13 protein-coding genes are annotated in these 14,998 nt (G+C 35.4%); 10 read left to right on the forward strand and 3 right to left on the reverse strand.

The genetic code is table 11. The features are described from left to right. Positions 1-840 precede the first annotated feature (840 nt). On the forward strand, positions 841-1,743 hold the full coding sequence (locus tag BKP45_RS07030; RefSeq protein WP_071388940.1) for an Rpn family recombination-promoting nuclease/putative transposase: 903 nt from the start codon (positions 841-843) through the stop codon (positions 1,741-1,743). Positions 1,744-2,012: 269 nt separating this feature from the next. Here the strand turns inward: BKP45_RS07030 and BKP45_RS07035 are convergent, their stop codons facing one another. Then, positions 2,013-2,447 carry a hypothetical protein gene (locus BKP45_RS07035; RefSeq protein WP_071388941.1) on the reverse strand — a complete coding sequence of 145 codons (435 nt, stop codon included), beginning with the start codon at positions 2,445-2,447 and terminating at the stop codon, positions 2,013-2,015. Then, positions 2,447-2,734, reverse strand: a complete 288-nt coding sequence (locus tag BKP45_RS07040) for a hypothetical protein (protein ID WP_071388942.1) — start codon at positions 2,732-2,734, stop codon at positions 2,447-2,449. Before BKP45_RS07040 ends, BKP45_RS07035 begins: the two co-directional genes overlap by 1 nt. Before the next feature lie 749 nt (positions 2,735-3,483). Here BKP45_RS07040 and BKP45_RS07045 point away from each other — a divergent pair. After that, a complete protein-coding gene (locus BKP45_RS07045; protein WP_071388943.1) occupies positions 3,484-5,472 on the forward strand; it encodes a methyl-accepting chemotaxis protein in 1,989 nt (662 codons plus the stop codon). Between the two features lie 76 nt (positions 5,473-5,548). On the opposite strand, the gene nagE is transcribed toward BKP45_RS07045, so the two are convergent. Then, positions 5,549-6,940: an N-acetylglucosamine-specific PTS transporter subunit IIBC gene (gene nagE / locus BKP45_RS07050; RefSeq protein WP_071388944.1), complete on the reverse strand. Its 1,392-nt coding sequence runs from the start codon at positions 6,938-6,940 to the stop codon at positions 5,549-5,551. Positions 6,941-7,197: 257 nt separating this feature from the next. Here nagE and nagA point away from each other — a divergent pair, with 257 nt between their 5' ends. From nagA to BKP45_RS07090, 8 genes are all read left to right on the forward strand, one after another. Continuing rightward, positions 7,198-8,400 (forward strand): N-acetylglucosamine-6-phosphate deacetylase, encoded by a 1,203-nt coding sequence (gene nagA / locus BKP45_RS07055; protein WP_071388945.1) that lies wholly within the window; start codon positions 7,198-7,200, stop codon positions 8,398-8,400. Further along, complete coding sequence (gene nagB / locus BKP45_RS07060) at positions 8,397-9,131, forward strand: glucosamine-6-phosphate deaminase (RefSeq protein ID WP_071388946.1); 735 nt, start codon at positions 8,397-8,399, stop codon at positions 9,129-9,131. The genes nagA and nagB overlap by 4 nt, the downstream gene beginning before the upstream one ends. Positions 9,132-9,148: 17 nt before the next feature. Next, positions 9,149-9,871 carry a GntR family transcriptional regulator gene (locus tag BKP45_RS07065; RefSeq protein ID WP_071388947.1) on the forward strand — a complete coding sequence of 241 codons (723 nt, stop codon included), beginning with the start codon at positions 9,149-9,151 and terminating at the stop codon, positions 9,869-9,871. Positions 9,872-9,902: 31 nt separating this feature from the next. Further along, positions 9,903-10,634 (forward strand): SIS domain-containing protein, encoded by a 732-nt coding sequence (locus BKP45_RS07070; RefSeq protein WP_071388948.1) that lies wholly within the window; start codon positions 9,903-9,905, stop codon positions 10,632-10,634. 441 nt (positions 10,635-11,075) lie between these two features. Further along, positions 11,076-11,579, forward strand: a complete 504-nt coding sequence (locus BKP45_RS07075) for a hypothetical protein (protein ID WP_071388949.1) — start codon at positions 11,076-11,078, stop codon at positions 11,577-11,579. A 17-nt stretch (positions 11,580-11,596) separates the two neighbouring features. Further along, on the forward strand, positions 11,597-12,451 hold the full coding sequence (locus tag BKP45_RS07080; protein ID WP_071388950.1) for a DUF5667 domain-containing protein: 855 nt from the start codon (positions 11,597-11,599) through the stop codon (positions 12,449-12,451). Positions 12,452-13,164: 713 nt separating this feature from the next. After that, entirely contained in the window at positions 13,165-13,815 is a 651-nt protein-coding gene (locus BKP45_RS07085) for a sigma factor (protein WP_084787672.1), read from the forward strand. Then, positions 13,815-14,870: an anti-sigma-I factor RsgI family protein gene (locus BKP45_RS07090; protein ID WP_071388952.1), complete on the forward strand. Its 1,056-nt coding sequence runs from the start codon at positions 13,815-13,817 to the stop codon at positions 14,868-14,870. The genes BKP45_RS07085 and BKP45_RS07090 overlap by 1 nt, the downstream gene beginning before the upstream one ends. Positions 14,871-14,998: the final 128 nt, after the last annotated feature.

Genomic DNA, 14,998 nt, shown 5'->3' on the forward strand with positions numbered 1-14,998 from the left:
CGTGCCTAGTCACCACCCGAAGATTGTAATATTTTGTCGAAGGTTTTGGAAGGTAGTATTTGTTTAGACATTCTTTTCCTTTGAGATAACAAGTGACGTTTATTACTCCTTCAGACACAATACCACCCAATTTTGCTTTTGTTAGATACAAGCAATATCTCTTGGACGAAGGTTTTGCAATTGCGACGATCAATGAAAAAATCAACAGTTTGAAAGTATACAATGATTTTCTCCGAATGAAAGGCGTCGTAAATGACTCCTCCATATACAAGAAACGTAATCGACTTATGATCGCTGCAGGAAGTGAGCATGTCGTGACTGCCCTGTTAGACAAAGAAGTAGAACTACTGCTGTTCTACCTAGAGGAGCAAAGGAAATTAATCATGAGAAATATAGTGAAGTTCTAAATTTATTCTTGAAAAGGGTCGACTTAGTTGTTATATTAATAATAAGAATATATGTTCTATTTTGGTGAGTGAGAAAGTATAAAATTCCTTACTTGGAAACTGTCTAGCGCAAGCGCCCTATCGACTAGAAAGCTTCCTTCGTCTCGTCTACGATAAGTCGAGAACGAAAGTCTAACGACTTTCGACTCTCCTATATCTCACTCGACTTAGTCCAGCTTATTACGTCGATGAGCAAGGGCGCTTGTGCTTTTCTTATTTTCGTAGCATATTAGTACATGCCTTGCTTTAAACACTCCACATCCACGATTCAGCACTTGAATAACCACCTAATCAACACTTAAGAATACCCCACTCAGCGAGATTTTTGCACTAGTCGTTTTTTTCAAAAATTAAAAATATGTTATAATAATAGAACTAAGGAGAAACGGAAATCATGCAAGAAGAATTACCGATTAATTGGTTGAAACCTAAGAATGATTTTGTGTTTAAGTTATTGTTTGGAAGTGAAGACGAAGGGTCTAATCAACTACTTTTAGCATTTCTAAATGATGTTCTTGATGTACCAGAAGGTCAAAGTCTAGCCAAAGTAGAAATCTTAAATCCCAATCTAAACAAGAAATTTCTTAAAGATAAGGAAGCAATCTTAGATGTCCGAGCAAGAGTGGTAGGATTGGGGTACATTAATGTAGAAATTCAATTAACAAATCAGAAGAACATACACAAACGTTCACTTTTTTATGCTTCAAGATTATACGAGGGACAGCTAGGTGAAAAGGGGAAATATAGAACCTTAACGAAAGTAGTTGCTATTAACCTAATCGATTTTAATTATTTTCAATCTGAAGATTACCGTAGATGTTTTGGTTTAAAAGAAGATGGCACCTTAGAACCGTTTCCAGATGATTTAATGAAGTTACACTTTTTTGAAATGCCTAAGTTTAGAGCATTAGATAAAAATGGGAAGATAGCAACGAATGATCGAATGGCAAAGTGGTTACGCTTTTTAACAAATACCGATGATACGAGGTGGGAAGAAATGGCGAAACAGGATCCGATGTTAGAGCTAAGTGTTGAGAAATTACGACTTGCGAGTATGGACCCAGAAATTCGAATGCAGTATGAGGCTCGTGAGAAAGCCTTAAGGGATATCGAATCGATTCGTGATGATGCTTTGGAAGAAGGGAAGTTAGAAGGGAAATTAGAAGGAAAAGAAGAAGGGAAAGAAGAAGTCGCCCAAACTATGCTTCGAGAAGGTATGGAAATTTCTTTTGTTATTCGTATGACCGGACTTTCAAGGGAAGTTGTAGAGAATCTAGCGTCAAAGCTAAAAAGCTAAAGGTTATCAAGTTGGGAACTATTTCTAGTGCCAGTCACGACCCGATAAAAAGCTGCTGTAAATGTAATAAAAAGGAAAAGTTAGTGGGTTGCTGTCGATTATTTCCCGAAAAATATCGAGAAAAGGAATCTGGTAATTGGTTTACATTTTCAACTAAATTACCTGGATATTTACGGTATGTTATCTACGTTAAATTTGATACACTATTCAAAGGAAATCCCTTGTAGACCTACGTTAGAATAGGAGTGCAAGGGATTTCGTATTTATATTTACACTTTAAAATCATAAGCAGATGGGTGTGAGTTAGTAGTAAAAGTGTGCTCTTGATGATACTCGGTACTTTCATAGATTTCAAATTCAACTTTATACAGTACTCGATCAATTTCCACTAAAACAAACCACGGTTGAAAAACGTTGATTGTCTCATTGTTAAATAGGTATTGAATACCTAATGTGTTTGTGACATACCGTGTCTTATTTTTTGTATATTTTAAGGGAATATCGTAAACAGCTACTGGATGTTTAGGTTCGGACTGAATATACCAGTGATAGCGAACCGTCGTTTCCTCTTTTTGATCAATTTGAACTAAAACCGTTACGGAATGGTTATGTTGTGTAAATCGTTCTATTATTTCAACAGGTTGAAAGTCTTCAGTCGCTCCTTCGCAAAGAACTATAGATTGAACAACATTCTTTGTCCTCATTAGCTACTCATTTGTCCCCATAGAAAGTTTTTGAGTAATGGTGTTTTTGAATATTGAACGATATAGCCAACGTTATCCGCTATTTTTATATGTGTACATGTATGAGAATGAAATGATTGAGAGTTTCCTTGTTTTATTAACCTGTTATTTTGAGAGAGTGTGGATAGAATACCGTTTCTAAGTTGTCCATTATCTACAGAATGTAATTGAATGGTGTGTACATTTCTGTTCGATCTTTTTAGGTGATGTATTTGTCCTTGAAAATCAATTCCTAAATTGGATAGCATTTCTAGATCACATCCCAACTACCATAAAATGGTTTCTATTAAATATAACTATATTACTGTAAAGAAAAGTTGTCAATAAATTGAAACTATTTTAATGCCGAATTTTCAGATAGATTACTGTAAATGTTGTTAAACCAATAAATATTAAGTGTTTTGGGGGATATACCGAAAATGTTTAATATATTATTTTAGGATAATATAAACTTGTCGAATATAACGTTATTCTTTCGAAAAAAGTAGAAGTTTGTATCTGGACTTTGGAATTACCAATCTGATGAAGGGATAAGGGGGCTTGTGAGGCTCTACCTGTCACACCACGAAATACATTTAGGACGGGACTGAGAAGAGGTAACGGTAACCAATGAACTGATTTAAAATGGAATTATTGTTAATTAATATGTCTTTATCAATAAATCATCCCCTTTTTTTACCATTTTAGTAGGCGTTTCCTACCGATACAAGCAGAATCCCGAATAGTTAGAAATATCATTATATTATAGGATATTGTTGAATTTTGGAATTTTCTGCGATAGTATTTTGAATATATTAGAAAATTTTTAAAATCTTCTCAATTGAAAATTAGTGGTTATTTGAGTAGTGGAGGGTAATAGATGGCTAACCTTCATTAGTTAAATTTCATTAGTAGATAAAATTCTTAGAGGGGGGAATGAATGCTTTAAAACGAAGAGGGTGGATGTCGTTAAATTTTAGTTAGTATAGTTATAAATTACTATGAAAGTAGGCCAAATATGAAAAGTATTAAAACAAAACTAGTTGTCTCTTTTTCGATACTAATTTTAATCATATCGATATTAATAGGGGGCATTTCATTATTAAGTGCTAGTAATGCGATTGAGCATGAAGCGGAAGCAGGTTTACTTGCGATTGCAACTGAAGGAGCGCGGTTAACAGAGAGTCGGGTTGAAACTCAAAAACAGGCTTTGCAGTTAATCGCAAATCTTGAAGAAATAGAAAGTATGGATTTGGAAAGGCAACAGCCGGTCCTAGAAAGACAAGTTGCGAGAACTAATTTTCTTGCACTTGCAATTGTTCAACCAGATGGAACGGCCTATTATAGTGACGGTACTACTGTGCAATTGGGAGATCGAGACTATGTGAAAAGGGCATTTAATGGAGAAACAAACGTTTCTGACATAATTGTAAGTCGTGTTACGAATGAGCCCATGCTTATGTATGCAACGCCGATTGAAAGAGATGGAAGTGTAGTCGGGGTGCTAATTGGCCGAAGAGATGGATATGCATTAAGTAACATTACTGATATGATCGGATATGGTGAGCATGGATATGCTTATATGATTAATAGTGATGGAACAACGGTAGCTCATCCAGAAAGAGATAGGGTAGCCAATCTATGGAATCCGAACGATTCTGTAGCGGATGATAAAAGTTTAGAGTCTGTTGCGTCATTATTTACTAGAGCAATTGAGGAAAAAAGAGGGATAAGTCAGTATAATTTTTTAGATCGAGATGTTTATGCTAGTTATGCGCCTGTTGAAGGAACTGATTGGGTACTTGTTGTCACAGCACATCGAGCTGAAGTGCTAGAAGCAATTCCTGGCCTACAAAGAAACATAATGGTAGCAACTCTTATTATTTTATTAGTTAGTATAGTGATTACTAACTTACTAGGATCGTCGATTACGAAACCTATTATTAAAATTATTGGCCACTCTGAGAAAATGGCAGATTTGGATTTAACAGAAGATGTGCCAGAAACACTTCTTAATAAGAAGGACGAGGTTGGTAATTTATCGCAAGCACTGCAGATAATTTCGAATAATTTGAGAGTGATTATTAAGGAGATTAATCATTCATCAGATCAAGTATCTTCAGCATCAGAGGAGTTAACAGCAACCACCTTACAATCAACGACCGCGGCTGAGGAAGTAGCAAAAACAATTAGTGAAATTGCTCTTGGGGCATCAGATCAAGCGCAAAATACTGAAGCAGGTTCTACAAAAGCATATTTATTAGGAGAAACTGTCGCAAAAGAACAAGCCTACGTCAAAGAGCTTAATGAAGCTTCACATAGAGTAAATCAAGTCGTTGAAGAAGGCTTAACTGAAGTTCAAAAATTAACAAACATTGCTATAGAAAGCAGTAAAGCTACAAAAGAAGTCCAAGAAGGTATCATTAAGACAAACGATAGTGCAAAGCGAATTAGTGAAGCGAGTAATGTAATAGCAACAATATCAGAACAGACCAACCTATTAGCATTAAATGCGGCTATCGAGGCTGCCCGTGCAGGTGAGGCTGGAAAAGGATTTTCGGTCGTTGCTGACGAGATTAGAAAACTAGCGGAACAGTCATCAAATTCTACTCAAACGATTGATACGGTTGTCCATGAGCTACAAAATAATTCAAATGCTGCCGTTGAAATCATGGAGAAAGTTTCTTTAATCTTAAAAGAACAAGAAGTTAGTGTGAAACAAACAAGAGAAAAGTATGAAGCGATTAATCAAGCGATGAAAGAAGCGCAAAACGCCGTTGAAAAATTAAATGTTTCTGGTGAAGAAATGGAACAAATGAAAGAAGCGATCATCGATACTTTACAAACGCTTTCAGCTATAGCTGAAGAAAACTCTGCTTCAACACAAGAAGTTTCTGCGACAATGGAAGAACAAACAGCATCATTAGAAGAGATTGCATCTGCGAGTGAAGGACTTTCAGAATTAGCACAAAGGTTACATACAATTATTTTGAAATTTAAAGTATAAAATTTCTATAGGATCGATCGAGTACCGAGTGACTCCATCGATCCTATTTTTTAAAATATATGGTTTTGGAATCCTTCTATGAAGCTGAGTGCTTATTGTTCATGAGATCTTGCATGGCATTTGCAACAAATTCTACATCTGTACCAACAATTACTTGTAAGCTTGTATTCCCTAATTTCATTGTTCCTTTAGCACCATGTTTTTTTAATTTTGCTTCGTTCACTTTTGATAGATCATTGATTTTAAGGCGTAGTCTAGTTGCGCAGTGATCTAAGGTAGCGATATTTTCTTTTCCACCAAGATCTTCTAGAAAATAAAATGCCATTTGATGATATTTATCTCCAGGGATTACTTGTTGGTGATCGTGATTAGAAATATCTTCATCGTCCTCACGTCCAGGAGTTTTTAAATTAAATTTAAGAATGGCAAAATAGAAGATGATAAAATAGATAACTCCGTAACCGATTCCAATTCCTAATAATAGCCAAGGACGTTGTGCAATCCCTAAGTTTAAGAAAAAGTCGATGGCCCCAGCGGAAAAACCAAATCCGTGATGGATATCTAATAAATAGGCAAATGCCATTGAACTGGCTGTTAATAAAGCGTGTATAACAAAAAGGATGGGCGATAGGAACATAAACGTAAACTCAATTGGTTCTGTAACCCCTGTCAAAAAAGAGGTAAAGGCAATACTGATTAATAAACCAGCAACGATTTTTCGTTGAGATTTCTTAGCTGTTAAAATCATGGCAAGTGCTGCAGCTGGTAATCCGAACATCATAACTGGGAAAAATCCTGCCATAAATATTCCGGCAGATGGATCTCCGGCAAAAAATCGATTTAAGTCCCCAGTAACGCCGTTAAACTCACCAAATACAAACCAAACGAGACTATTTAACACATGGTGTAACCCAATGGGAATTAAGATTCGGTTCAAAAATCCGAACACACCTACACCGAGTACCCCTGCATTGATAATCCACTCTCCAAGTGCGTTAATTCCAGCTTGGATAGGCGGCCAAAGGACACTCAAGAGTCCAGCTAATACAATCATTGTAGCTGCTGTTATGATGGGTACAAAGCGTCTTCCGCTGAAAAAACCTAACCATTCAGGTAGTTTTATAGTATGGAAGCGATTGTATAATCCCCCTGCGATCACCCCAGATAAAATCCCACCAAGAATGGCCATGTTAATACTTTCGTCAATGGCTTTTGTGCCTTCTGTTAGAACCAAATAACCGATGGCCCCTGCTAAACCTGCTGCACCGTTATTGTCTTTTGAAAAACCAACAGCAACACCAATCGCAAAAATAAGTGCTAGGTTTGCAAAAATGGCAGAACCTGCGCTTGCGACAAAGGGAATATCAAGTAAATCAGGTTGTCCTAATCTTAGTAATAAGGCAACGGCTGGTAGGACGGCAATTGGTAGCATTAACGCTTTTCCAATTATTTGAAAGAAATTAAGCATGTAGTATTCACTCCTCTTTGATTAGTACGCATGGTAGCGTTCTCTTAAAATAGTAGCACCTAATTATATAGTTGTCTATACCAATTTAAGATAAGGAAAATAAAAATGTACTAAATAAACGATAAAACAGTTGTGTATTAAGAGATTATAGACTTTTTAACATCTTCCCACTAAAATAATCTATGAACTGGTATAGACAACTATCTCTCGCGATGATAGAATGATCTTAAAGTTAAAAGTGAAAGGAGTGGATCATAATGATCAAACATCAACCTTTTATGATCAAAGGCATTCAGATCTATGCTGAAGATTACACATATGAAAAAGGATATATCAAAGTTGTTGACGGATTCATTAAGGAAGTTGGTGATGTGAAAGAACTAAGTTCTATCGATTCACTCAATTTTGACGAAGTCTTCATTCCTGATGGTTGTAGTTTACTTCCGGGAATGATCGATATTCATATCCATGGAGCGGCAGGTACCGATACAATGGATGCGACGTTTGAAGCTATTGAAAAAATGGCAAACGCTTTACCTCATGAAGGAACGACAAGTTTTTTAGCTACTACAATGACACAATCAGAACAAGCTATTGAAGATGCTTTAAAAAATGTAACTAATTATATGAAACAATCAGAGGGAAATGGGCAGGCGGAAGTTCTTGGCATTCATCTTGAAGGTCCTTTTATTAACGAAAAAAGAAACGGTGCGCAACCAGCTGAGTACATTACAGAACCTAGTCTTGACTTATTTAAAAAATGGCAAGAGGTAGCAGAAGGGAATATTAAACTTGTTACATTGGCTCCAGAGAGGCCAGGTGGAATAGACCTAGTTAAGTATTTAAAAGAAACGAATGTTGTCGCTTCAATTGGTCATTCTGATGCAACGTATGAGGAAGTCAATACAGCTATTTTGGCAGGAGCCTCACATGTAACACATCTTTTTAATGGGATGAATTCCTTGCACCATCGAAAACCAGGTGTTCCGGGTGCAGCTTTATTAAGAGATGAGCTATATGTTGAAATCATTGCTGATGGTATTCATGTTTGCCCTGAAATGATGGATCTCGCTTATCGTCTAAAAACAAAAAATAAACTTATTCTTATTACGGATTCAATCCGTGCAAAAGGTTTAACAGAAGGAACATATGAATTAGGTGGTCAACAAGTAACGGTGACTGAAACAGGTGCAACACTTGAGAATGGTACATTAGCAGGAAGTGTAGTAAAAATGAGTGATGCGCTTCAGAATTTTAAAAAGGTTACTTCATGTTCAATGAGAGATCTCATTGATATGACGTCTGTAAACCCAGCCAAACAATTAAACCTTTTTGATCGGAAAGGGAGCATTGCAGAAGGCAAAGACGCTGATTTAGTTGTCATGAATAAAGATTTAGAAGTTGTTTTCACGTATTGCCGAGGGAAATTAGCATATAAAAAAGGAGAGAACAGAACATGAAATTAATAAAAGTGAAAAATTATGAAGATATGAGTGAAAAGGTTGCTGAAATGATCATCGAGAAAATACGTAAAACAAGTAAATTAAATCTAGGATTAGCGACAGGTGGGACACCGAAAGGAACATACAAGAAGTTGGTAGAAGCATACGAAAAAAAGATGATTTCTTTTCAACAGGTTACAACCTTTAATTTAGATGAATATGTTGGACTTGCTCCTAATGATCCTAATAGTTATCATTACTATATGAATAAATCGCTTTTTGATCATGTTGATATTCAACCTTCAAACACAAATATTCCAAATGGGGTTGCAAGGGATTTGATGGAAGAATGTGTTCAATATGATTATTTAATCAAAAAATCAGGTGGTATTGACTTACAAATACTTGGAATAGGTCAAAATGGTCATATTGGATTTAATGAACCTGGTACTTCGTTTGATTCGGGAACTCACATCGTTAAATTAGATGACTCAACCATCAATGCTAATGCTCGTTACTTCAATCGTTTACAAGATGTTCCAACACATGCCATTACGATGGGAATTCAATCGATCCTTCAGAGTAAGGAAATTATCTTAATGGTATCTGGCGAAGAAAAGTCTAATGCGCTTCAAAGGCTATTAAATGGAGAGGTTACGGAGGAATTTCCAGCGTCAGCATTAAAGAACCATCCAAATGTGTACATCATCGCTGATGAGAAAGCTTTGTCTAGCGTTTTTGTAAGTTAAGTGAAAGGGGAAACAAAATGATCGACAAAAACTCACCGTTACCAATTTATCACCAAATTGTGGAGCATATTAAAAGTTTAATTGAAAAAGGTGAATTAAAACCTGGAGATTGTCTTCCTTCAGAGCGTGAATATGCGGAAAGTTATGAAATAAGTAGGATGACGGTGAGACAGGCAGTGAATGAACTTGTTAGTGAAGGACACCTTTATCGGATAAGAGGAAAAGGAACGTTTATTGCAGAAAGAAAAATTGAACAGAAACTTGCGGGTTTAACAAGTTTTACAGAAGATATGTGTGCAAGAGGAATGAAACCAAGCAGTAAGTTGCTTCGTTTTGAAATTGTTCCGGCCCATAATAAGCTAGCAAAACAACTTGGGATAAAAGAGAATGGTCCTGTTTACGATATAGTAAGGATTAGGTTTGCTGACAATGTGCCAATGGCACTAGAAAATACGTATATCCCCGCTAATCTTGTTAAAGGATTAACAGAGGAAATTATTAGTCAATCTTTGTACGCATACATTGAAGAAAAGCTTGATTTAAAAATTAAAGATTCAGATCAAGCCATTGAAGCTTCCGTTGCGGATGAAAAGCAAAGTAAGGCTCTAGAAATAAAAAAAGGATCTCCCATTTTATTCATTCAAAGAAATACATTTTTAACAAATGGAGCTACATTAGAAGTTGTTAAATCAGCTTATAGAGCCGATCGTTATAAGTTTTTAATTAATATGAAACGTTAAAATGAAATAGGCTTTTTGTTGGAGGTCAGATATGATTACACAATATTTCGAAAACATCCATAAGCTATTATATACAGTAGAACAAAATGAAAAGGCAAAATTATATTTGGCAGCAGAAAAAATTGCTACTGGCATTCAAAATGATGGCATTGTCTATTTGTTTGGTTGTGGTCATTCGCATTTACTAACCGAAGAGGTGTTTTATAGAGCGGGTGGCTTAGTACCTATTTCTCCTATATTTGTAGAGGAACTAATGTTACATAAAGGGGCGCTTCGTTCATCAAGCTTAGAGAGAAAAAATGATTACGCCAAGTCTTTTATGAACGAAATAAAAATAAACTCCAATGATGTGATGATAGTCATTTCAACCTCAGGTAGAAATCCGGTTCCAATTGATGTGGCTTTATATGGAAAGGAAAAAGGAGCATTTGTTATCGGGATTTCATCTGAAACCTATTCGAAAAGCCAAAAATCGAAGCATACTACTGGAAAATATTTGTGTGACACCGTTGATCTTCATATAGATAATCATTCAGTGAAAGGCGATGCTCTCGTTACACATCATATGTCTTCCGTAGCTTTTGGTCCTAGTTCTACCGTTATTGGTGCTGCAATTTTAAATTCGATTATGGTCGAAGCGATTAAGGTCATGCTTGAAAATGGTTATGAAGCACCCGTTTTTAAAAGTGGGAATCTTGAGCATGCAGATGAATATAATTTACAATTAATAAAAAAGTATAAAGAGCGAATTTCTTTATTTTAAGAACTTCGTCTTAGGATACAGCCAATAGAAAATACAAGTAAGATAAAACTTAATCAAACGTTTAATTAAAAATAGTACCTTAAAACATGAAGAGCAACTGTCTAATAGGAGTAGACAGTTGCTCTATTTCTATTTCCAAAGTTATCACTTTTTCTATATAGAAGAGCGATCGTAAAGAGGTTTATTGAATGATGAATGTTGACTTTCAATGTGGTGGCACCATTGAATTGAAATTATTTTTAAAAAATTCACTACGTACCCCCTCAAAATGAGGAAAGCTTACGTATAGATAATTGGAAATATAGAAAGGCAAAGCCGTTGAAAGGTGGTGACGCAAAGCGAAAGATTAATTACATATGTCAGCTAAGTGTAAACAAGGAAGCGTCTTTCACTTCTACAAAAAAGAAACGAATGGTCAGATCAGAAATTGAGGTGAAGAAAATGAGAAGTAAAGTAATCTTAGTTTTATTTTTTACTTTACTATTACTAGGGGCTTGTGGGACTGATAGTTCTCAATCAAATCTCGAAAAAAATACCGAACCATATCAAACGGAAGAACTGAATTACTTGTATGAAAGCCAATTATTTATAGTGGCTGATACGCCAGGTTGGACAGTGCATCAGGAAAACACTTCTAATGATAAGGCAAATGTTATGTTTCAAAATGGTAAACTTAGAGCGATAGTGACTGTTGTTTCAAATGAAAAGTCATTAGAAGAAATAAAAAAAGAGTTAAAAGCGTCATTTCGAAATGTTGAGGAGATTGAAGAAACGAACAATTACTTATCGTTCAAATCTAAACGAGAAGAAAGTATTCGTACGGAAATTTACTTACATTCAGGTGATGGACAAACAGGTATATTGATTTTTATGACACCTCTTAATGACTATGAAACAAATCAATCAAAAATAATAGAATTTAAAAATAACGTACAATACTTTTAGTGGAGGATATGTTTAATATGAAAAAAATAATTACTAGTATTACAGTAGGGCTTTTATTAATTGGTGGGAATTCTTATTCGGCTGAAGAGCAAGAGATTATTAAACCGGATTCAGAACTATATGATACATCTCGTTTGATAGAGGAAGCAGAATACGAGTTAACAGAAGATAATGGTGAAAAAGCACTTCTTCAAGATGAATATGCCGATAAGCGTTTGAGTGAAGCTGAAATGGCATTTGATGAAGGTGATGAACAAAAAGCTGAAGAATTAATGGAAGATTATAACGAGCATATGCAAGAGATAGAAGAAAATATCGAAGCGGCAAAAGAAGCTGGAGATGATATTTCAAAAGTAGAAGAAATTGTAGCTGAAAACAGTCAGAAGCGTTTCGAAAATCTTCAAGCGTTATTAGAGCGTGAGGATTTACCAGAAGCTGCAAAGCTAGGAATTAAAAAAGCATTAGAGAATAAGAAAATGGCTCAGCAAAGATTTTCAGAAGCCTTAAAGAAAGCTGAAGCAGCACGAGGTAATGTCAAAGAAAAGCAAGAAGAGCGTACGAAGAATGAAGAAACACGTGTTAACGCTGAAGAAAAGCAAGAGGATAACATAAAGGAAGTAGAAGAACGTGTTAACGCAAAAGAGAAACAAGAAGAGGGTATGAAGAGAGCAGAAGAAGCACGTGTCAACGCAAAAGAAAAACAAGAAGAGGGCATGAAGAAAGCAGAAGAAGCACGTGCTAACGCAAAGGAAAAACGAGAAGAGGGCATGAAAAAAGCAGAAGAAGCTCAAGAAAATGCCCAGAAAATCAATAAAGAAAACAATACAGGAAAAGAAACTTCACAAGTGAACGCACCACAAGCTCAAAGGTAAACAAATATAATAAGCACCAATAATCTCTGTTGTTAAGGAAAAACTGTAGTGCAAAAATCAGAATTTAAAGTAAGGTGTTTAAAAAAGACCTTAACATGGTGAAACTATTTTAAAGTATAAAAATGTCTAGTATGCAACCCATTATTAAAAAATGGGTTGTTATTATTTATCCCACTCTTAAGGGATAGTAAGCCACTACCTCAAAACTTAAGAAAATCGAGAAGTTTAGGTGGGGGATAAACTGCCCCTAAAGGTCCGATATAGAATAACTTTCATCAGTGATAGCTGATGATTAGTTATTCTTATGCCTGTGGTATAAGTTGAACTAACAATCAGTGGGGGATGAAGGAAAACCCCCACTGATTGAAGTTCAGCTTTATCAGTGAATGCTGGAATGAAGGAAAGCCTCCACTGATTGAAGTTCAGCATTAGAATAAATTTTATCATTTATTATTTTCGCCACTAAGGTATTATGGTATGTGGAATCGTCGTAACCAAAGGTAGGTTTATGTCACTCGTTATTAAAAGATATTTACCCTCAAAAAAAATAGAGTACTCTTATTTTTAGGAGAGCTGAAGGGGGAGCTATGGAAGAGTCTCGATTAAAAAAGTCACTTATTGAAATACAAAACGGCAATGAAATAGAACGAAATCGTTTAATTCATCATTATAAACCATATATCATTAACGCTGTTGGTCATTGAAATCGTTTAATTCATCATTATAAACCATATATCATTCACGCTGTTGGTCATGTTTGTAAACGATATATTACGTGTAGTAGTGATGAAGCTAGCATTGACTTAATCGCATTTAACCGTGCTTTGGAGACGTTTGATTGGCAAAAGGGTAGGACGTTTCTAAACTATGTATATCTTCTCATTCAGCGGGATTTAATCGACTATTTTCGAAAAGAAAATCGTGAACACGATTTACTGATCCAATCACTCCCAACTAATGAAGACAACCAACCGCTAGATATTGAGGCGGTTGCTTCGATACAGGTATATAATCAATCTACTTCTTCTACTAATTTAGTAGAAGAAATTTTAGAGTTGGATGAAAGATTATTTAACTTTAACATCTCATTTGAAGAATTAGAATACCACTGCCCGAAACACAAGGATACTCGACTCATGTTAGTTGATTTGGCATCTGAGTTTACAAAATGTCGGGAATTAGTAAATGAACTGTTAGAGAAAAAACAATTTCCGGTGTCAAAATTCACTAAAAAAACAGGTGCTCGACCGAAAACGATTGAGCGACATCGAAAGTATCTCATAACTCTAATCATAATTAAACTGCATCCTGAATGGACTCATCTTTCGTCGTTTGTTCAATTCGAACCAGGGAGTGTGAAATAATGAAAAAAAATTCAATTGAAGGCGTTGTTGTTAAAGTAACGCAAAGTTATTGTGTTCTTCTTTGTGATGATGGAACATTTAAAAATGTTCCAAGAAACAAGAAAGAAGTACCGAAGTTAGGAGAACGATTAACATATGATCAAAAACCTCAATTTACTCTGTTTCAGCTTAAATATATCTCCGCCATGTCAATGGCTGCTATTCTGTTTATAAGTTTAGTAACCTATGGCTTCATTCAGAAAAGCTCTGAACCTTACTACGTTGTTGCAATTGATATCAACCCGAGCATTGAGCTGTATTTAAACAAAGATTTAAAGGTTTTAACACTTTCTCCTTTAAATGAAGATGGAAAAAAGATAGTTGATTTACTTGAAATAGAGGATGCAGATTTATATACAATGACTGAAAAAATTGTCACGGTCTCAAAAAGGTATTTTCATCAACATGATAAAGGATTAATAAGCACTACAATTGTAAATCTAAAAGATTTAACTACAATACATTTTGAAAACAATCTAAAAGAGACGATTGAAAATCAACTTCATAATCATCAGGTTATTGCTGAAGTGAAGGTTTTTAATGAAACAAAGGAATACTATGATCAAGCCCAATATATGAACGTATCTGTAAATAAATACAGGTTGTATGAAACATTAAACGATAAAGGGATAGTAAGTGGTATTAAAGATATAAAGGAGAAGTCCTTATGGCAATTGGAAAATATGTTAGTTGAAGAATCGATTCCAGAAGGCGATGAAAGCTCGATTATAAAGAGTGGGGATACATTGGACACCGATTACGAACACGTAGAACCACTTACACCTCTAAGTCCTAAAAATATGAAAGAAAATATTGAACGAAGTCATGAAAATAAACAATCCCAACAAAAGGGAAGTAGTGACCTACAAAAAAATAGTAAAGTATCGATACCGACTAGTGAAGCAAGCAAGAATGATAATTCCAACGAAAATGTGAAGAGAGAGGTAGAACATCGACCTGCAAACAGGCCTGAAACAAAAGAACCTGGTCAGGATAATAAAGCTACTAAACCATAGATTGAGGGGAAAAAACAAAACGAGAGCAGTTTTCAATTTTTACTGAAGCTGCTCTCGTTTTTGTGTGAGCTCATCGTGCCTGTTGTTTGGTGTTCATTACAAAAACGTATGTTCTTTACACGGTCTTT

The sequence above is a fragment of the Anaerobacillus alkalidiazotrophicus genome (assembly GCF_001866055.1).